General features: G+C 36.4%; 21 protein-coding genes. 15 read left to right on the top strand and 6 right to left on the bottom strand.

The window, feature by feature from the left end:
- Nucleotides 1-17: 17 nt before the first annotated feature.
- Nucleotides 18-1,346 carry a signal recognition particle protein gene (ffh, locus tag BLQ00_RS00120; RefSeq protein ID WP_093139232.1) on the bottom strand — a complete coding sequence of 443 codons (1,329 nt, stop codon included), beginning with the start codon at nt 1,344-1,346 and terminating at the stop codon, nt 18-20.
- A 371-nt stretch (nt 1,347-1,717) separates the two neighbouring features.
- Here ffh and BLQ00_RS00125 point away from each other — a divergent pair, with 371 nt between their 5' ends.
- Nucleotides 1,718-2,488, top strand: coding sequence for a hypothetical protein (locus tag BLQ00_RS00125; RefSeq protein WP_093139234.1), 771 nt, complete (start codon nt 1,718-1,720; stop codon nt 2,486-2,488).
- Nucleotides 2,489-2,495: 7 nt separating this feature from the next.
- On the opposite strand, the gene BLQ00_RS00130 is transcribed toward BLQ00_RS00125, so the two are convergent.
- A complete protein-coding gene (locus BLQ00_RS00130) occupies nt 2,496-3,755 on the bottom strand; it encodes a DEAD/DEAH box helicase (protein WP_093139235.1) in 1,260 nt (419 codons plus the stop codon).
- Nucleotides 3,756-3,928: 173 nt separating this feature from the next.
- Between BLQ00_RS00130 and BLQ00_RS00135 the strand changes: the two genes are divergently transcribed.
- Together BLQ00_RS00135 and BLQ00_RS00140 are read left to right on the top strand one after the other, a co-directional pair.
- Nucleotides 3,929-4,555 carry a carbonic anhydrase gene (locus tag BLQ00_RS00135; protein WP_093139237.1) on the top strand — a complete coding sequence of 209 codons (627 nt, stop codon included), beginning with the start codon at nt 3,929-3,931 and terminating at the stop codon, nt 4,553-4,555.
- A 103-nt stretch (nt 4,556-4,658) separates the two neighbouring features.
- Complete coding sequence (locus tag BLQ00_RS00140; RefSeq protein WP_139149334.1) at nt 4,659-4,985, top strand: hypothetical protein; 327 nt, start codon at nt 4,659-4,661, stop codon at nt 4,983-4,985.
- Nucleotides 4,986-5,045: 60 nt separating this feature from the next.
- Here the strand turns inward: BLQ00_RS00140 and BLQ00_RS00145 are convergent, their stop codons facing one another.
- On the bottom strand, nt 5,046-5,528 hold the full coding sequence (locus BLQ00_RS00145; protein WP_093139240.1) for a hypothetical protein: 483 nt from the start codon (nt 5,526-5,528) through the stop codon (nt 5,046-5,048).
- 27 nt (nt 5,529-5,555) lie between these two features.
- Nucleotides 5,556-6,596: a hypothetical protein gene (locus tag BLQ00_RS00150; protein ID WP_139149335.1), complete on the bottom strand. Its 1,041-nt coding sequence runs from the start codon at nt 6,594-6,596 to the stop codon at nt 5,556-5,558.
- A 108-nt stretch (nt 6,597-6,704) separates the two neighbouring features.
- On the opposite strand from BLQ00_RS00150, the gene BLQ00_RS00155 reads away from it, so the two are divergent.
- From BLQ00_RS00155 to BLQ00_RS00205, 11 genes are all read left to right on the top strand, one after another.
- The gene (locus BLQ00_RS00155; protein WP_093139243.1) at nt 6,705-7,214 is read left to right on the top strand and encodes an RNA polymerase sigma factor; all 510 of its coding nucleotides are present in this window, start codon (nt 6,705-6,707) and stop codon (nt 7,212-7,214) included.
- A gap of 54 nt (nt 7,215-7,268) precedes the next feature.
- Nucleotides 7,269-8,177, top strand: a complete 909-nt coding sequence (locus BLQ00_RS00160) for a FecR family protein (protein ID WP_093139245.1) — start codon at nt 7,269-7,271, stop codon at nt 8,175-8,177.
- Nucleotides 8,178-8,184: 7 nt separating this feature from the next.
- A complete protein-coding gene (locus BLQ00_RS00165; protein ID WP_175445390.1) occupies nt 8,185-10,710 on the top strand; it encodes a TonB-dependent receptor domain-containing protein in 2,526 nt (841 codons plus the stop codon).
- Nucleotides 10,711-10,824: 114 nt separating this feature from the next.
- Nucleotides 10,825-11,076: a hypothetical protein gene (locus tag BLQ00_RS00170; protein WP_093139248.1), complete on the top strand. Its 252-nt coding sequence runs from the start codon at nt 10,825-10,827 to the stop codon at nt 11,074-11,076.
- Nucleotides 11,057-11,341 carry a hypothetical protein gene (locus tag BLQ00_RS00175; RefSeq protein ID WP_093139250.1) on the top strand — a complete coding sequence of 95 codons (285 nt, stop codon included), beginning with the start codon at nt 11,057-11,059 and terminating at the stop codon, nt 11,339-11,341. Before BLQ00_RS00170 ends, BLQ00_RS00175 begins: the two co-directional genes overlap by 20 nt.
- Nucleotides 11,342-11,489: 148 nt before the next feature.
- Entirely contained in the window at nt 11,490-12,215 is a 726-nt protein-coding gene (locus BLQ00_RS00180; RefSeq protein ID WP_093139251.1) for a hypothetical protein, read from the top strand.
- 31 nt (nt 12,216-12,246) lie between these two features.
- On the top strand, nt 12,247-12,792 hold the full coding sequence (locus BLQ00_RS00185; protein ID WP_093139253.1) for a hypothetical protein: 546 nt from the start codon (nt 12,247-12,249) through the stop codon (nt 12,790-12,792).
- A 295-nt stretch (nt 12,793-13,087) separates the two neighbouring features.
- Nucleotides 13,088-13,624: a hypothetical protein gene (locus BLQ00_RS00190; protein ID WP_139149336.1), complete on the top strand. Its 537-nt coding sequence runs from the start codon at nt 13,088-13,090 to the stop codon at nt 13,622-13,624.
- Between the two features lie 54 nt (nt 13,625-13,678).
- On the top strand, nt 13,679-15,730 hold the full coding sequence (locus tag BLQ00_RS00195; protein WP_093139256.1) for a tetratricopeptide repeat-containing sensor histidine kinase: 2,052 nt from the start codon (nt 13,679-13,681) through the stop codon (nt 15,728-15,730).
- Nucleotides 15,727-16,368: a response regulator gene (locus tag BLQ00_RS00200; protein ID WP_093139257.1), complete on the top strand. Its 642-nt coding sequence runs from the start codon at nt 15,727-15,729 to the stop codon at nt 16,366-16,368. The genes BLQ00_RS00195 and BLQ00_RS00200 overlap by 4 nt, the downstream gene beginning before the upstream one ends.
- An 8-nt stretch (nt 16,369-16,376) precedes the next feature.
- Entirely contained in the window at nt 16,377-17,057 is a 681-nt protein-coding gene (locus BLQ00_RS00205) for a hypothetical protein (RefSeq protein ID WP_093139259.1), read from the top strand.
- A gap of 3 nt (nt 17,058-17,060) precedes the next feature.
- Here the strand turns inward: BLQ00_RS00205 and argS are convergent, their stop codons facing one another.
- Nucleotides 17,061-18,836 (bottom strand): arginine--tRNA ligase, encoded by a 1,776-nt coding sequence (gene argS / locus BLQ00_RS00210; protein WP_093139260.1) that lies wholly within the window; start codon nt 18,834-18,836, stop codon nt 17,061-17,063.
- A 200-nt stretch (nt 18,837-19,036) separates the two neighbouring features.
- Between argS and BLQ00_RS00215 the strand changes: the two genes are divergently transcribed.
- A complete protein-coding gene (locus BLQ00_RS00215; protein ID WP_093139262.1) occupies nt 19,037-19,672 on the top strand; it encodes a MarC family protein in 636 nt (211 codons plus the stop codon).
- Nucleotides 19,673-19,682: 10 nt separating this feature from the next.
- On the opposite strand, the gene BLQ00_RS00220 is transcribed toward BLQ00_RS00215, so the two are convergent.
- Entirely contained in the window at nt 19,683-19,889 is a 207-nt protein-coding gene (locus BLQ00_RS00220) for a hypothetical protein (RefSeq protein WP_093139264.1), read from the bottom strand.
- Between the last annotated feature and the right edge of the window lie 20 nt (nt 19,890-19,909).

Genomic DNA, 19,909 nt, shown 5'->3' on the forward strand with positions numbered 1-19,909 from the left:
TTAAATAGGTTGTGTTATTATTTCATTTTTCCCATCATCTGCATCATCTTGCGATTTCCGCCTCCCTGCATCATTTTCATCATTTTACTCATTTGATCAAATTGCTTCATCAACTGATTTACTTGCTGCACTGAAGTTCCGCTTCCTTTTGCAATACGTTTTTTTCGACTTGCATTAATCGTTGAAGGAACACTTCGTTCTCCTGGTGTCATTGAATGGATAATAGCTTCAATACCTTTAAAGGCATCGTCGTCAATATCTACATCTTTTAACGCTTTTCCGGCTCCTGGTATCATTCCTACCAAGTCCTTCATGCTTCCCATTTTCTTTACTTGCTGAATTTGCTTCAAGAAATCGTCAAATCCAAATTGGTTTTTTGCAATTTTCTTCTGAATTTTTCTCGCTTCATCTTCATCAAACTGTTCTTGTGCTCTTTCAACTAAAGAGACAACATCTCCCATTCCAAGAATACGATCTGCCATACGTGAAGGATAGAACACATCGATAGCATCCATTTTCTCTCCAGTACCAATAAACTTAATTGGTTTGTTTACAACACTCTTAATTGAAATTGCTGCTCCACCACGAGTATCACCATCTAACTTGGTTAATACAACTCCGTCAAAGTTTAATCTATCATTAAAGGCTTTGGCTGTGTTTACAGCATCTTGCCCTGTCATTGCATCTACAACAAATAAGGTTTCTTGAGGTTGGATCGCTTTGTGTACTTCAGCAATCTCGGCCATCATCTCCTCATCTACTGCCAAACGTCCGGCGGTATCAATAATAACAACGTTATGTCCGTTTTTCTTAGCGTATTCAATTGCGTTTTGTGCAATTGAAACTGGATTTTTATTTTCTGGCTCACTATACACCTCAACCCCTACTTGGTCTCCTACTACATGCAATTGATTTATTGCAGCAGGACGGTAAATATCACAGGCAACCAATAAAGGCTTCTTTGTTTTTTTAGATTTAAGAAAGTTAGCTAGTTTTCCAGAGAAGGTAGTTTTACCACTTCCTTGAAGACCCGACATTAAAATAACTGAAGGACTTCCCCCTAAGTTAATTCCAGCAACATCACCTCCCATTAACTCGGTAAGTTCGTCTTTTACAAGCTTCACCATTAATTGACCTGGCTGTAATGTTGTTAATACATCCTGACCTAATGCTTTTTCTTTAACTCTTGTAGTAAACTCCTTCGCTATTTTAAAGTTAACATCGGCGTCTAGAAGTGCACGACGAACTTCTTTTAAAGTTTCGGCTACGTTTACTTCAGTGATGCTACCGTGCCCTTTAAGGACGTGGAGTGCTTTATCTAATTTATCGCTTAAATTATCGAACATAGTATTGCTTTCTTAATAAGGGGCAAAGATAGCAATTGACAGGTGAGAATCAAAGAAACTTAGAAGTAGAATTAAGAGTCAAACTAATCCTTACACAAAAAACACATAGAAAACAATATCTCAATAAACATTCGCTATATATCACATATTCATAAAAAAGCAGGTCAAAAAATTACATATCCACAAAACTTTATGTATATTTAATAGGAAATAATCAAACATAAACCTCAACTTAACTTTAGTATGTTCTGTATTGTATTAAAAATTATTTTTTTGTTTTATAAGTAGTGCCTTTTACAAACAACGAACCAACCTACTTATAATGCTCTCAAAACACAGAACATTAATTATAACTTAACACCTGTCAAACTATGAAAGCTAAAAACATCACTCTCCTTTTTATTGCTTTACTAACCTTGTGTCCTTTTACACAATATGCACAAGAAAAAAGCATTTCTCAAGCCTTTTGGGTTCATGAAGACCCTGTGTATCCTGCAAAAGTCTCCGACTATGAAGAGTATTGCACCATTTTAGCCGATAGTTGTGAAAAATATGATATCAAAGAAGCAAATTGGACTACTATTTCTACAGACGATTTACGTTATTATTCTTTGTCTCGAATTGACAACATGGGCGATTTAGACAATAGTCGATTTTCATTATTACAAGAAAATATGGGAACCGATGAGTTTAACGAGCTTTTCGATAATTTTGACAATTGCTACGATTCGCACTACGATTACATTATACATCTAGACAATGAACTTTCATACATGCCTGCTGAAATAGCCGAAGCACAAAACAATTTAGAGTTTCGAAAACTAGAATTTTGGTATATGACTCCACAAAACCTTCAGAAAGTCTTAGGATTGGCAAAAAAATTCAAAAAATTATATGCTGATAAAAAATCTAAAGAATACTATCAAGTCTTCCGAAGTGGTTTTGGCGCACAAGGACAATTTATTATTGTGTCAATTTCAGCAAAAAGTGCCGAAGATTACGAACGAATTCGTAAAGCAAACAAAGAATTGTTAGGGGAAGCCAGAACACCTATCTATAACGATCTTTTAAAATCTATTATTAAAACAGAATCTTTAAACGGTTACATTAGAAGAGATTTATCGTATACACCAAAAATGTAATCGAAGTCTAGCGTCTACCGCGTCTTTTAAAACCCGTATCACTTTTACCCTTGGGGGCGTCATTCCTTTTTTGACGTCCTCTTTGATTTTGTGCTTTGTTCTGCGCTTTTTTATCTAACACATCAGCCAATTTTTCTGTCGGCTCAAAACCTTCAATTACTTGAGTGTCTAATTTTTCTCCTAATAGCTTTTCAATACCTCGAACATATTCGTTTTCATCGATACTAACAATAGAAATGGCTTCTCCACTTGCTCCTGCGCGACCTGTTCTACCTATACGGTGAACATAATCTTCAGGAATATTTGGAAGCTCGTAGTTTATAACATGAGGCAACAATGGAATATCCAACCCTCTAGCGGCAATATCGGTAGCGACTAAAACGCGTACTTTTCCACTTTTAAATCCGGCAAGCGCTTTGGTGCGTGCTCCCTGACTTTTATTTCCATGAATGGCTGCGGAAGTAATTCCAGTTTTACCTAACTTTTCACTCAGCCTATTAGCTCCGTGTTTCGTTCTTGTAAAAATTAAAACTTGTTGCCAATCACCTTCAGAAATAAGCTTTGTAACCAACTCCGTTTTCATAGCCTTGTTTGTTTTATAAACCAACTGGTTCACTTTTTCGGCTGTTGTATTTTGTGGTGCTGCTTCTACTAAAACAGGATTGTGTAAAAATCCATTGGCTAGTTGCTTAATCTCTTTTGAAAACGTAGCAGAAAACAATAAGTTCTGTCGCTTTGAAGGCACTAAGGCAAGTACTTTTTTAATATCTCGTAAAAAGCCCATGTCCAACATTCTATCGGCTTCATCTAATACTAGTATTTCTACTTTAGCTAACGAAAGCACTCCTTGACTTTGCAAATCGAGTAACCGTCCAGGTGTTGCCACCAAAACATCAACTCCTTGTCTCAATTGTTTTATCTGTGGTGCTGCTCCAACTCCTCCAAATATAACCATAGAACGCAAGTCAGTAAACTCACTGTAATCTTTAAAATCTTGTAATACCTGTGCTGCTAACTCTCGTGTGGGTGTCAATATTAATGAACGTATAGGACGATGACGCAGTGTGGGTGTCTCTGATAAGATTTGTAAAATAGGCAATGCAAAGCCAGCTGTTTTACCAGTTCCTGTCTGTGCAGATGCTAATACATCTTTTCGTTCTAATACTTTGGGAATTGCTTTTTCTTGAATTGGGGATGGGGTAGTGTATCCTTTTTTGCTAATAGCTTTTAGCAGGGCATCGGACAGCCCTAATGATTTAAATGACATATAAATTGTTTGTGAAATGACAATCTATAATAGGTTTACTTACGAAAAAGAGTCATTTCTTTGAGCGGCAAAGGTACACTTAATTTTCTCCATGAGAGTTTTATTCAATGAAACCTTACATTTTTTAAACTTTATGTATCTTTAATATTCAAATTAAAGCCTTCAAAACACCTATGAATATCGATCAGATTTTCAAGAACAATCAAGACTGGGTACAAGAAAAACTAACACTTGACCCCAACTATTTTAAAAACCTTTCCGAAGGGCAAAGCCCAGAAGTACTGTACATTGGCTGTAGTGATAGCCGCGTAACAGCCGAGGAATTAATGGGTGCGAAACCTGGCGAAGCATTTATACACAGAAACATTGCCAACCTTGTCTCTAATTTAGACCTAAGCGCGATGTCTGTGATTAACTATGCCGTTTCTATTTTAAAAGTAAAACACGTTATTATTTGTGGTCATTATGGCTGTGGTGGTATAAAAGCTGCGATGGAATCGAAAGATTTAGGCATTTTAAATCCGTGGTTGCGTAACATTCGTGATGTATATAGGCTGCATCGCGCAGAGCTTAACTCGATTACAAATGAAGAAGAAAAATACAAGCGCTTGGTCGAGTTAAATGTGCAAGAGCAATGCGTAAATGTGATTAAAACTTCTGAAGTTCAAATTGCATATCGGGAACGTGACATTACAGTTCATGGATGGGTTTTAGACATTCACAGCGGTAAACTTATTGACCTAGAAATAGACTTTGATCACATTTTAAAAAACATTATGGAAATTTATCATTTGGATTGATTATCTAAAAATCACGATGCGAAAATTCTTCAAACACAGCATTCTATTCATACTAACACTACTTAGTTTGGGGATACTATCGTGTGGGGCACAAAAAAGAGGAATGATGTATTTATATTCAGATCAAAATAACAATCGGTTTCAGATTACAGCTTCTGAAATACGTTATATTCCGATGACTGCTTCGGAAAGTTCTTCGGGGCAGTACAATGGTGGTAAAAAAGCAACCGTAAAGATTACTAAAGAAACCTTCAACCAAATTTCAACCCTTGCGGAAGCTGTATTTGCTTCAGAAGGAGTCACGACACAAAGAAGGATGCTTACGGCGGTACTAAGCCTTCAAAACAACGGAGAAAACAGACAAGTAATTGCAACCCCTTCCGAAGAAAGAAAAAGACTAGAAGCAGTATTACGTGAACTTATTCAATAAAAAAACACCCAAAATACAAACTGCATTATTGGATGTTTCTAAATTACGTTAAGCCAAAAACTAATTCTTTTCAAAGGTTAAATAATCGGTGCCTCCATTACCTCCGCTTACATCAATCAATTCTATTTTGTTTTCAGAAACAGAAATAATATCCCAATCGTCACTTAACTCATTAAAATCGTCTGGCGCTGCGAAAAAGATATTAAAATCTAAATCACTACTATTGTTACCATCATCATCACTAGACGAACTATCGTCTGAAATTGACCAAGTCCCGGTAACTGTAGTGCTTTCATTAACCGCAACTAATGTTCCATCTTGATTGAACGTGAAACTATAGCCACTATAGTTACCGGTTTCATCTTGGTCTGTATCATAGAAATACGTTATTCGCCAATCACCACTTGAAGCTGTTGTTGTTACTTGTGCGACAGTGATGGCGTTGTCTGTTGGGTTGCTATCATCATCCGAATCGCAAGCCACAATAAAAGCTGCCACAATAAGAGTAAAAACCATCATTTTCAAAAGCTGTACTGTTTTCATAATTATCGTTTTTATAGTTGTTATCTTTTAGTTTTTCTGGAAGGTTAAGGTGTCTTCAATAACGTTGTCTGAATCAAAAGTGACAAAGGTCACCGTATTTTCGTTATACTGAAAGACTTTATAATCGTGATCGTCGGTGCCATTTAAAGGGCTATCCATATCAAAATCCAAGTTTAAACCACCATTTACAACGGTGACAACCCAAGTACCATACACATAATCAACACCATTGGTTGCATACACGGTAATACTGTCTAAAAAGTTATAATTATACCCTTGATACTCTTGAGTTTCATCTTCCCCATCGTCTAAATATTCGGAGATATGCCAAGCACCATTTTTTAAAATGTCACGCAAGATTTCAACATCAGGATCTACTGTTGTCACTACAACTTCACAATCAGCCTGCGCAAAGGCATTGGTTAATTCTTGGTTGTTATTAATTAGATAAGGCTCATTATTTACAATTACTGTCATTCCATAATCGATGGCAATTATAATATCGTCTGTTATATAATTTAGGTACTCAAACCAATCATGATCAGTATCAATCGTAATATCACCTAGTTGTTCATTGCTTGTATTGTAAATAAAGCACGAAATTGGATATTCGAATTCAACACAAACATAGGTGTCGCCTATAAAATTAAAACAATCCGCAGTAAAAGCATCTAGCTCGGTTTGGTTGGCTATTTCCGTTTCAGAATAATCTTCACTAATAACAACGATTGGAAAGACTATTTCTAGTGTATCGATGTCGCCAGGATATTCGTCAAAAATGGCATGAATGTTTTGCAAATCGGCAAGTGTTGAAATTGTAAGTTCCTGACTATTTGCAAATACGGTAACAGGAAGCTCCACAGACGAACAGCTACTACCGTCGATTATATCGTCTACATAACCATTGTTTTGAGAAGCACTCACCAACATTTCGGCAAGTACCGAATTTGCAGTTATTGTTTCATTAGGGGTTTCATCAATTAATTCATGTTCTTCTTTCTGACAAGAAGAAAACAACAATCCTAGCAATAAGATTGGAACTAGTGATGTATAAAATTTCTTTTTCATAGCAATTGCTTTTTGAGGCATTACTAAAACTATAACAGCCTATTTAAAAAATACCCTACTGTAAAATATAAATTCTTTTTGGATATATTTGAGTGGACAACAAATTATATGGACTCACTGGAAGATATTTGTAAAGAAGCCACCTTCAAAAAGGTTTACAACACCTATAATAAAGAAGTCTGGCGTTTTATCTATTACAAATGCGGAAATACCGCACAAGCAGACGATTTGGTGCAAGATGCATTTATCAAGCTTTGGCAAAATTGCGCAAAAACACCTTTAGCCAAAGCAAAATCTTTTTTATACACCATAACCAACAATGCCTTCTTAAACGAAATAGCGCACAAAAAAGTTGTTTTAAAACACGCAAAAGCACAGCCTAACAGAATTAATAGCGAATCGCCAGAATATGTTTTTGAAGAAAAAGAATTCAATCAGAAAATTGAAAATGCGATTGCGAATCTTACAGAAGGACAACGAACTGCTTTTTTACTTAACCGAATAGAAGGTAAAAAATATGCCGAAATCGCTACACTTTTAGACATTTCAGTAAAAGCAGTAGAAAAACGAATGAGCCAAGCACTAGCCTCTCTTCGGAAAGAAATAGGAAATGTATAACTTAAAGGTAGGGTAAATTAAAACAAACCTGTTCTACCTACGAACACATAACATATGGATTTAGAAAATCTATTACACAAATGGTTAAATGGCACCGCTACTCCAGAAGAAGTAACACAATTAAAAGCTTCTCCCGAATATGCGAGCTATCTAGAAATTTCAGCAGCAACGGCACATTTGAAAACGCCGGAGGTTGCTAGCGACCAAAACTATAAGGCCATCGCCTCTCAATTACAACCAAAAAACAACGTGCGAAAATTATTTCCGGTACGTAACCTTCTTAAAATCGCAGCCGTTCTTGCTATTTTTGTTGTTGGTTATTTATATGTAGACTCTTTAGACACCACCATACATTCTCAAATTGCAAAAAAAGAAACATTTACATTGCCCGACAGTTCTGAAGTTGCCTTAAATGCCAACTCAACTATTACCTATAACAAAAACAATTGGAACTCGCAGCGAACATTAAATCTGCAAGGTGAAGCTTATTTTAAAGTAACCAAAGGAAATACTTTTAGCGTTAAAACACCCTTAGGAACGGTGACCGTTTTAGGAACACAATTCAATGTTTTTTCAAGAGACAAACAGTTTAACATTACCTGTTACGAAGGCTTGGTGAGTGTTGCCTATAATGACACGCTTATTAAATTACCCGCAGGTTCACAACTTAGCATTGAAAACAATACGCTTATTAAACATGCCAATGCTTTCGCTCCATTTCCTAGCTGGACCGCAAACGAAAGTAGTTTTGAAAATGCTGATTTAGCAGCTGTTTTAGAAGAGCTAGAAAGACAATATCCCATTCAATTAACCGCAACATTTAGTAATGCAAATCGCCGTTTTACGGGAAGTTTCACGCACACAGATCTTACATTAGCCTTAAAATCTATATGCGATCCTTTGCAACTTGCATTTACTATTGAAGACGAACGTGTAACCATATATGCCAACAAGAGCCAGTAAATGTAACTTGAAACTCATACTCCTTGTTTGTTTTTTTTGCTGTAGCAGCCTTATCGCTCAAACAACAAAAAAAACCACCTTACTTGCGCTTATACCAACCCTAGAAACTACGTATAACATCCGATTTTCGTTCGATAGTAATGCTCTTTCAGAAATAGAAATTACTACGCCACCTACTCAAAAAACACTTGCCGAAACACTCTCCCACTTAAATAATACGACCCCATTCACGTTCACACAGATAGACGAGCGCTACATTACCATTGTTTCTAAAGCATCTCTTTTTTTCTGCGGAAAGATCACAGATGCCTACAATAACGCAACTCTAGAAGGAGCTACGATAGAAGCTACACTGCAACGCTTTTCGACCGTTACCAACGCTGAAGGTATATTCTTTATCTCAAAAAACGAACCTCAGCAAATTACCATCCGACATCTAGGTTATCAAACACGTACAGTCCCTGTATCGCAACTAAGTACTAATTGCGCTACAATTACATTAACTCCAGTTGTATCGAGTTTAGAGCAAGTATTACTGCATACTTATTTCACCAAAGGGATTCGCAAACAACAAAACGGAGCTTTTAAAATTAACACGGATAATTTCGGATTACTTCCTGGGCAAGTAGATGGTGATGTTTTACAAATTGCACAAGCATTTCCTGGTGTTGAAAGTGTGGACGAAACAATCTCGAACATTAACATTCGAGGAGGCACACATGCCGAAACCAATATTTTATGGGACGATATTAAAATGTATCAAAGCGGCCATTTTTTCGGACTGATATCGGCCTTTAATCCAGATATTACTAAAAAAGTAACAGTTTTTAAAAATGGAACACATCCAAGATATGGTGAAGGTGTTTCGGGAGTCATTGATATGCGTTCTGAAAATGAAAACACAACTGCCTTCTCAGGCGGCGCAGGTTTCAACTTAATTAATGCGCACGCTTTTGCTGAAATCCCTATTACCTCCAATTTCGGAATTCAAGTCTCTGGACGGCGTTCGATTAACGACTTTATTGAATCGCCTGTATTTGGTATTTATGAAGATCGCATTTTTCAAGATTCTGAAATCACCGCCATTGCTACCGACGATAATGGCACTGAAGTCGCTTCCGAATACGATTTTACATTTTACGATTTTAGCACCAAACTACTTTGGGATATTTCTGAAAAAAGCAACATCCGAATCAACTTTTTAACCATCGATAATGAATTAGAATTTACCGAGACCTTAAATGCTTCCGCTAGTTCTGAAACGAGTAATCTACAACAACGAAGTCTGGTGGGAGGACTTTCATGGGAATACCAGTGGAATTCGAAGGTGAAAACACAACTGTTAGGATATGCTAGCTATTACAAACTAAATGCCATCAATGAAGAAATATTCACCACACAAAAACTGCTTCAGGAAAACGAAATACTCGAAACAGGAGTAAAAGTTGATGCAACATGGAATCTTTCAGAAAAAATTGAAATACAAGGGGGCTATCATTTTTCAGAAGTAGGAATTGCCAATACACAGGATATCAATCTGCCCCGTTTCCGAAGTTATGATAAAAACGTACTACAAACACATTCGGCTTTTGGGAACCTCCACTTTACTCCTAATAACGAAAAAACAAGTATACATACAGGGATTCGCGTCAACCATTTTACCGAGTTAAAAACAACCCTCGTAGAACCGCGTCTTAGTGTTCATCAATCACTAGGCAATGGTTTTGCTGTCGAAGCATTGGGCGAATTTAAAAGTCAGTCCACCACACATCGCATCGATTTTGAAAGTGATTTTCTCGGAGTTGAAAAAAGAAGATGGGTTCTTGCAGACAATGAGGGAGTTCCTATTATTAAAAGCAAGCAAGTGTCTTTTGGGTTGGTGTACAACAAATCTAATTGGTTTGTGAATCTAGAAGGGTTTTACAAGTTCGTGGAAGGCATCACAACCGCTAATCAAGGTTTTCAGAATCAGTTTCAGTTTACGCGAAGTACTGGTGAATATGCCGCAAAGGGATTGGAATTTGTACTTAACAAAAAAACAAAATCGTACAGCACTTGGTTGTCGTATATGTTGTTAAAAAACGATTATAGCTTCGATGCTTTATCGCCTTCAGAGTTTCCGAATAACTTAGACATTAGACATACAGCAACGCTCGCTAACACACTTGCTTTTAATAAATTTAAATTAGCATTAGGCATTAATTGGCACAGTGGCAAACCGTACACCGTTCCAATGACCAACGAAGAAATTGCAATCACTGACGGAATTCCTTCTATTCAATACGACCTTCCCAATCAAGAACGGCTCTCAAGCTATTTTAGAGTAAATCTTTCCGCAGAACATATTTGGAATCTCTCGGGAAAACTAGATGCAAAAATCAATTTTGCCCTTCTGAATGTGTTCAATACTAAAAATACTTTAAACATTCGATACGCGATTGATACGGATAAAAATGGCACACTTCGCGTAAACCAAATTGAAGAAATCTCGTTAGGTTTAACCCCAAATTTCTCTGCACAACTACTATTTTAAAAGTCCTTTAGAATCCTCTAACAGAATTCCCATACTTTTCACTCCTCCTAGAATTCTTTGATAGTGTAGTGATTATCATCTATTAATTTAGCTACATAATCAAAATCTCACACAATGAAACGAACACTACATAATGTAGGTGTTTTCCTAATCGTAGGATTCTACTCATCTAATACACACGACTGCAGCGAAGAATTTACACTTTTAAATTCCCTCCGGGAAAAAGCAAGCATTGAACAAGCCCTCACCGACCCTGACGCAATTATTGACGACTTTAAAGGGTCGCTCACCGCATCGTTAACCAAGTTAAGTTTTAAAAAGGACGCGCCCAAACTCTTACCCATGAATGGAAAAGAGAAAAAATGAAACGTCCAAAAAAAGCAACAAACGCATGTATGCAACGTATCTGGCGGGGAAAGAGTTGTTACAAGTAACCATTCAATATAACAAGCAGTTACCCAATGCTGAAGTCATTGTCTGTGCACACAACAAAACGGGTAAAACTAAAAATCTGGAAAGTTTTGTTTTCACTTCGGAAAGTCCCGAATCTGAGAAGTTGTTTGAGCTTACAGAAGTAAAAGGACGTATTGTAAGCATTGCGATTAAGAACCCTTCTGAAGCCAAATTTTGAATATCAAATTAACGTCTTACAACTGTAAAAAACAGTCCTCTATGAATTCCGTTAATTTTCACTCCTCGCAGAATTCTTTGATACTAAACACATTACACCCAATTACTTTAGCAGTAATCAAATTATAAACCAATATAAACTTTAAATTATGAAAACTTTAAACACATTAAAAGCAAAAATTTTTATCGTCGCATTAATTGCGAGCGCTTTTACATTCCAATCCAATGCACAAACCTGCGCAACGACATTGACTAGTAAAACTGGAAAAGTATATTCTGTAAATCCGGCTAACATAACCACTAAAGCAACATCAGATAAAGTAACCATTCGCATTAAAAAAACGGCTGGAAAAGCAGAAACGCAAGTCAATATTTACGTAAACAACGTAATGCAGCAAAATAAAACGATTGAGTTTGACAATGGTAAATACACAACTGGATATCGCACAGCCACACTAAATAATGTAAAAAACAAAAACATTAAAGTAAAAGTTGTAAACCAATCTGTGGGAAACACTTTTAGTTACAAATTAAAAATTGATGGAGCTAGTAGTTCTCTAGCATCAACAGGTGGGAAAGTAGTAGGCTCACTTGTGGGACAAACCAATAAAACAATATACACCAACAACTCTTGTACGAATAAAGCACGAATTGTAGTACGTAGAAATAGTGGTAAAGCGCGTGGAAACATTCGTGTTTGGGAAAAGAATGGAAGCAGCTGGTCGCTACTTAATCAATACAACCAAACTTTAGAGAAATCGGAGTCGCAAAAGGTTTTCACAGTCAACTCCAATAAGCCGCTAAAAGTAGAACTACGCAATGTATCGATAGGAAACAATCTAGGGTATACTATGAATGCACTTGCAGCAAATTAAAAATAATCACTCACATTTTAAATCTCACACAATGAAAAAAATAATATTATTACTAGGTATCGCTTTATTCACATTAAGCTTTCAAGCAACCGCACAAAACTGTAATCAAGGTGTTAAATTGGCCGAAAAAACTTGGGAGAAGTGGGGTCCATGGAAACCGAATATTCAAATCGTGCCGTTTAAAGCGGAAGTTCAAAAAATTAAAAGAGTTTGGAATTGGATTGCTGCCAATGGAGGCGCAACCATAGGACCCCGTTTATTAGAAATGGACGGAGGTAATGAAACTGGAAACATCGCTGGACAAACCAAAAGTACATTTGTTACGCCACCTTCATTTAATAACAATGTAAAATTGACCATCAACAAATACGATGGAAAAGCCAAAACAGGTGTCACCATTTGTGTGCAAGGTCGCGACGGAATTACCACACAAAAGGCGAGCTATGAATTTCCAAACGACAAAAATGGAAAAACAAAAGTCTTTAATCTTAAAAACGTAAAAGGGAAAATCATCATCGTTGCGATGAAAAACAAATCGGTTGGTAACAAGTTTAAGTACCGAATTAATGCCAAATAAATTCTAATTATTAATTCTAGAGGCTGTCTAAAAAAGCAGGTTTTAATGTTCGTTCGAGCACAGTCGAAAATTTCAAGTAGTCAATTTACACTGAAGCCTCTACTACACTCGACCCGACAAACAAATTAAACTTCACTTTTATAGACAGTCTTTTTTAATTCATCAGATTATAACTTCAAAAGCACCGTGCGTATTCTCTTACCGGAATTCATCTAGTTTTTACACCTCCTAGAATTCTTTGATGCGAAAACTACTAAAGTGAGGTACCTTGAACTACAATCACAATATCTCAATTATGAAAAAGCTATTATTTATAGTACTAAGCCTTCCGTTATTTATGAGCGCACAAACAAAAGTGTACACCATAGAGCTTGTACCAAATCAAGAAGTTGCATATTCTGGCAATCTTTCCGAAGGAATTATTTTAAACGATTTATCATGGGCATGGAATAGTAATAATGCCTGCTTTGTTGAAAATCAGAAAAAAAAGTTTTCAGGAAAACACGTTCTTTTTGAAGGTATTATCCCGAAATACAGTGAAGTTTCGGTGACAGTAGTCCCAAAAGACCCATCGGCTAATTTCAGTATTTACGCTTATCAAACTGGAATAAACACAAAGGATTTAGTTCCTAATCTTCCAAGATGTATTCGTTGTGAAGCCGATCATTTTCAAGAGCGTAACCGCGTGGGACGTGAAGAACAAGACCACACACGCACCGTTACAAACCTTGTCGCTATGAACAGAAGATACAGATTAGTTATTGGTGTTACGGGAGCTGATGGCTTGAGCGAAGGAGACTTTACAATTAAAGTAAAAACTAAGACTCGATAATTTTAAAAAATAAATACCTAAATTAGAGATGCCTAACCATTATCCTTCTTTATTTTGAGAAATTATACATATCGATTTATACCCGCTTTTATTACAAAAACACATTGTATCTATCGGTATGTTCTTTTTTTAGGATTTCTATTTTTCACGCTCTCAGCCACCGCACAATCTAAAAGTCCTGTCAATAAAAAGTATGTCGATTCGGTAATTAGCACTCTCGATACTATTCCCGATCATTTTAAAAAGATTGAGAAATTAGTCCGAACTGCGGGAAATAACAGGTACACAAAACCTACAAGAGCACTTATCGACAAAGCTATTTCTATTTCTAAAATAGTAGATGACCCCAAGCTCTTCGGACATTCTTATTATTCATTAGGGAATTATTACTACTTCAATTCTAAAATAGATTCCTGTTTGTCTGCTTTAGACAAAGCCTATCAATATTCCGAAGGAATTAACGAACCTCTTTTAAAAGCTTCTATTTTAACCACAAAAGGAGGTGCTTACCAAAACCTAGGCGCCGTTATTTTAGCTATTTCTACCACTATCGAAGCTAAGAACATATTAGACAAAGTAGACACCTCAACACTAACAAAGGAAGAGCAACGAAAATATAAAGGACAAAACTTAGTCCTTAACAATAGCCTCGCAAATCTTTACACTAAAACTGAAGATTTTGACAAGGCCGTAGAGTTTTATGACAAGGCGTACGATGCCGCCATCGGACTAGGATCTCAAGGGAATGCTGCCGTTATCCTTGGAAACAAAGGGTTCCTTCTCATTACTAATGACAAATTAGAAGAAGGGTTAACAATCCTCGAAGCCGCCAAGGAAATGAAAGTGAATGCTGGGTTGCCTGAACGGTTTATTGCCAGCACCGATCTTTCTATTGGATTGGCCTATTTTAAAATGAAAAAGTATGATCTCGCTAAAGAATATTACGAAAAATCATTAGCCGTCTATAAAGCCATTAATTCTGAAAAAGGAATGATGGAAGGCTATACAATGCTGGGTGAATTAAATAATGCTGAAAACAATCTGCTTGCAGCTGAAGAACTTTGTAATAAAGGAAAAGCCATTGCGGTAAAAATTAATGACTCTGATTATTTAATGAAATCTTGTAACTGCTTATATGAAGCTCATAATAAGTTAGGGAATTACAAGGCTTCACTTACCAACCACGAATTATTTACAAAAGTGAAGGATTCTGTGTTTAACGAAAAGAACATTCGGAAGATTACACAAGTTGGAATGCAGTATGAATTCGATAAAATTGAAGCGGAACAACAAGCCATCATTGATCAAAAAAACAGGCAAACAAATCGAATTCTCTTCGTTCTATTCACCTTGGGAGTTTTCTTATTGCTTATCATTTTGTTTTTCAGGAAAAGAATCAAATACCAAAAAACCATTGCAGCTCAAAATTACGAGTTACAACGTCAGAAAATAATTGAGCTTCAGCAAAAAAATAAATTAGCTTCTTTAAACAGTATGATTGAAGGGCAAGAGGTAGAACGGCTCCGAATTGCAAAAGACCTCCACGATAGTCTCGGTGGCTTATTAAGTACCGTGAAGGCTCATTTTAAAACCATTCAGAATAAAAACGAAGCGTTAAAATTGCAAGAAATTGCACAAAAAACAGATCAATTAATAGACGAAGCCTGTATTGAAGTCCGTCGAATCTCACACAATATGATGCCGCACGCCCTGAGTATTTCTGGGTTAAAAGGTGCCATTGAAGATATGGGCGATCGTCTTGTTCAACAAGGCTATACTGCCAATGTAGAAATACAAAATTTACCTTCTAAAATAGACACGACCAAAGAGGTGATGATCTATCGACTGATTCAAGAAATTAATTCTAACATTCGAAAACACGCAGAAGCGACCTCTATTTTAATACAGCTTATTGGTCATGAAAAAGAAATTACCCTCATTGTAGAAGACGATGGTAAAGGCTTTGATTACAAAGAAGCAGAAGCAAAAGGAGGACTTGGATTAAAGAGTATTAACTCCCGTGTTCAATTTTTAGACGGAACTATAGACTGGGACACAGCGCCAGGAAGAGGAACCACACTAACCATTAATATTCCAACAATATGATACGAGTTTTTATAGTAGACGACCACAAAATGGTAATTGAAGGAATGCAATTATTATTACAAAATGAAGACGACATTAAAGTAATTGGTACCGCATTAAGTGGTGAGATTGCTTTAGAAAAAATTCCAGAGGCAGCACCAGATGTTGTTTTATTAGACATCAATTTACCTGGAATAAACGGAATTGACACCTGCAAGCAACTCATCAAAACGAATCCTGATTTAAAAATTATTGCCATTTCAATGCACAAAGAAAGTAGTCTTATTAAAATGATGCTAAGCAACGGTGCCAAAGGCTATGTATTAAAAAATGCGGGGCAAGAAGAAGTGATTGAAGCGATTAAAACAGTTTTCAATGGCAAAATGTATTTAGACCAAGCAGTGAACGACATTGTTATAAATAGTGTTGCAAGCAATGCTGCAGCAAAGGCAAACAACCCATTTCCTACCCTTTCGAGGCGCGAAAAGGAAGTCTTACAATTAATCCTTGACGAATATACGACGCAGGAAATTGCCGATAAATTATTTATCAGTTTTGGAACAGTAGAAACGCATCGTAGAAATATGTTGATTAAAACGGGAGTTCGAAATACTGCTGGATTGGTTCGTGTTGCTTTCGAATATGAACTTCATAAATAACAACCCACATGAAATTATTTATACCCTTTCTTTTAGCACTCCTAGTACTAAGCTGTGCTTCAGAAACTGAACAGAAAAGTTTAAACCAAATTGCTGAAATTTACAAGGCAAAAACAGCGTACTCTAAAGGTTTTAATAGCAATGTAGGCGAAAAAACCATTCGTAATTTTAAGATAACCGCTTCTGAAAGCAAATTATTAGACAGCTTAAGGCCCGAATTAAGTTCTTCAAACATCGCACTTTTAGTGTATGAAGGTTTTACTTCCGAAGAAAAAGAAACGTACGATGAAATAAAAGTTGACATTCTCAACCTCAAAAAAGATACTGCCTCTTTTGTGTTTCAGCTTCCTGTTTTAGAAAAATTAAGTAAAAAGTCGACGGCTTTCAAACAGTTTTCTGAAAACATATTACTTAGAAAATACAACTTGTTAGATTCTATTAAAAACGCGGCTGACTTTAAGACTCCTATTTCAAAAAGTATTGAAGATTTAATGCAAAAAAATGAAGCGGTTTTTGGCGAATTAATCACGTATTGCCCGATTTCTCTTGCTGAAACCGAAGATGAAATAAGTGGTATTTACCAATATAGAGGCCTATTTATTTACAAAAATGATGCTATTCCGTATCTCGTTGCAGTAGATGCAACTGAAGGAAAAGACAAAATGATTGGTTATAAAATAAACAAATAAGGCTTACATGCGCTCTGGAACCTGAATTCCTAACAATCCAAAAGCCGACTTAATAACACTTGCAACAGCTTGCGCCAATTGAATTCTGAAGTTTTTTTCTGAATCTGAATCGGCAGCCAAAATTGATACGTTTTGATAGAAAGAATTAAACTCTTTCACCAAATCGTAGGTGTAATTTGCTATCAAAGCGGGACTGTAATTTGCCGCTGCCATTTGAATTACATCTGGATACTGCTGAAGGGTTTTCAACACCTCTTTCTCTTTTGGATGCAATGTAATAGCACCAACTGGAGTCGTTGTGAAAGTTTCGTCTGCCTTGCGAAGTATGGACTGAATTCTGGCGTACGTATATTGTATAAACGGTCCTGTATTCCCTTGGAAATCGACACTTTCTTCAGGATTGAATAAAATTCGTTTTTTAGGATCTACTTTCAGAATGTAATATTTTAAAGCGCCTAAACCAATCGTATGGTATAACGCCTCTTTTTCTTCTTCTGAAAACGCATCAATCTTACCTAACTCTTCGCTAATTTTTTTAGCAGTCTGCGCCATATCGTCTATCAAATCGTCTGCATCTACAACCGTTCCTTCACGACTTTTCATTTTTCCAGAAGGCAAATCAACCATTCCGTAGCTTAAATGATACAGGTTTTTAGCCCAATCGAAGCCTAATTTTTTCAGAATTAAAAACAACACTTGAAAGTGGTAATCTTGTTCGTTACCCACCGTATAAATCATTCCCTCCACATTGGGATGGTCTTTTACACGTTGAATTGCCGTTCCAATATCTTGCGTCATATAAACAGCAGTACCATCACTACGCAATACAATTTTCTCGTCCAATCCTTCATCGGTAAGATCGCACCATACTGAACCATCTTCTTTCTTAAAGAAAACACCTGTTTCCAATCCTTCGGCAACAAACTCTTTTCCCAAAAGATAGGTATCACTTTCATAATAAAGCGTGTCAAAATTCACACCTAATGACTCGTAGGTTTTATCAAATCCTGCATACACCCAACTGTTCATCTCTTTCCAAAGTGCAACTGTATCAGCATCTCCAGCCTCCCATTTTTGAAGCATTTCTTTTGCTTCAAGTAAAATGGGAGCCTCAGCTTTCGCTTCGTCTTCTGTTTTACCTTCAGCGATTAAAGTTGCAATTTCTTTCTTGTATTCTTGGTCAAACTTCACGTAGTAATTCCCTACTAACTTATCCCCTTTCAATCCTGTAGAAGTAGGTGTTTCTCCATTCCCAAATCGTTTCCAGGCCAACATACTTTTACAAATATGAATTCCTCTATCGTTGATAATTTGTGTTTTATAGGCTTTTTTTCCTGAAGCCGCTACAATTTCAGAAACACTGTATCCTAATAAAATATTTCGGATGTGCCCTAAATGTAACGGTTTGTTGGTGTTTGGCGAAGAATATTCAACCATCATTGCCGCTTCTCCTTGTGGTTTTCTTCCGAAGTTAGAAAAATCTGAAATTCCTGTAAAGAAATCAAGATAATAAGCATCACTCAACACTAAGTTCAAAAACCCTTTTACCACGTTAAATTTCACTACTTCTGAAACATTGGCAACTAAATAGGCTCCTATTGCTTCACCAATTTGTACCGGATTTCCTTTTACGACGCGCAAAATAGGGAATACAACCACCGTTATATCTCCTTCAAAATCTTTACGAGTTGCTTGAAACTCTACCGTTTCTAATGTAGCACCGTACACTTCTGTAATGGCTTTTTTAATTTCTATTTCTAAGGTTTCCTGTAAATTCATAGGTACATTAAGGTTACGCTGAACGGTTTTATATACAAAAAACACCCCTGCAAAAGCGTAGGTGTTGACTGCAAAGATACAAGAATTTTAGGCTTTAAAAAGACTGTAAAAAGGATAATCTAATAGCATTTTCGTAACCTAAGTTTAACCACTCCGTAAACTTTAAATGAATGAACAAGTAGTTCTTTGCCGAAAAAACGATGGATATATTTTTATACGTATTTGCAGCCTTATTTTCGGTCATAAACCCTTTGGGAACCGTTCCTGTTTTTGTAGGACTCACAAGTGACGAATCTCCTAAAGAACGAGGTAAAACATCTTTTCTAACCGCGGTAAATGTGATTGTAATTTTAACAATCTCCTTCTTTGCAGGAACCTATTTATTAGACTTTTTTGGTATTAGTTTAAATGCATTACGAATTGCGGGAGGAATGATTATTGTAACTTCAGGATTTGCACTATTAACAGGAACATTCTCAAAACACAAAGGAATGAAAAACAAACGCGTTCAGAAGGATTTAGACAATAGAGAGAAATTCTCCCTTACTCCGCTTGCCATACCTATGTTAGCAGGACCTGGGTCAATTTCGTTATTGATAACTTTTAACCAAGAATACAGTCACACAAAAGAAATTTTAATTGTGGTGCTTGCGGTGCTTGCTGTTGGCGCTGCCACGTATTTTATTCTGAAAAGCGCTCACTTCATTACCAAATTTTTAGGCGCTTCTGGAATTAATGCAATCTCAAGAATTGTTGGTTTTATCGTAATATCTATCGGCGTTGAATATATTGCAACCGCTGTAGTAGCTATTCTAAGTAGTATTCAAATTGGATAATTAAAAATTCTTACCTCCTATTTTTAGCGAAAACGGCTGCCAAAAGAGACATCACGCCCAATCCAATCATTCCTAAGGTCTGATTTTTCAAACCTTCTTTCGCATTGACTTCTAAAGGGCCAATTTCTAAAACAGTTTGTGGCACAAAAGCAGTGTACAACCCAAAGGCTATTAAAACGATTCCGACAAGAACTAAAACTATTTTTAAAATTCGCATTGAAGCAAGATTGAAATTAT

The organism is Ulvibacter litoralis (assembly GCF_900102055.1).
GTDB classification, from domain to species: domain Bacteria; phylum Bacteroidota; class Bacteroidia; order Flavobacteriales; family Flavobacteriaceae; genus Ulvibacter; species Ulvibacter litoralis.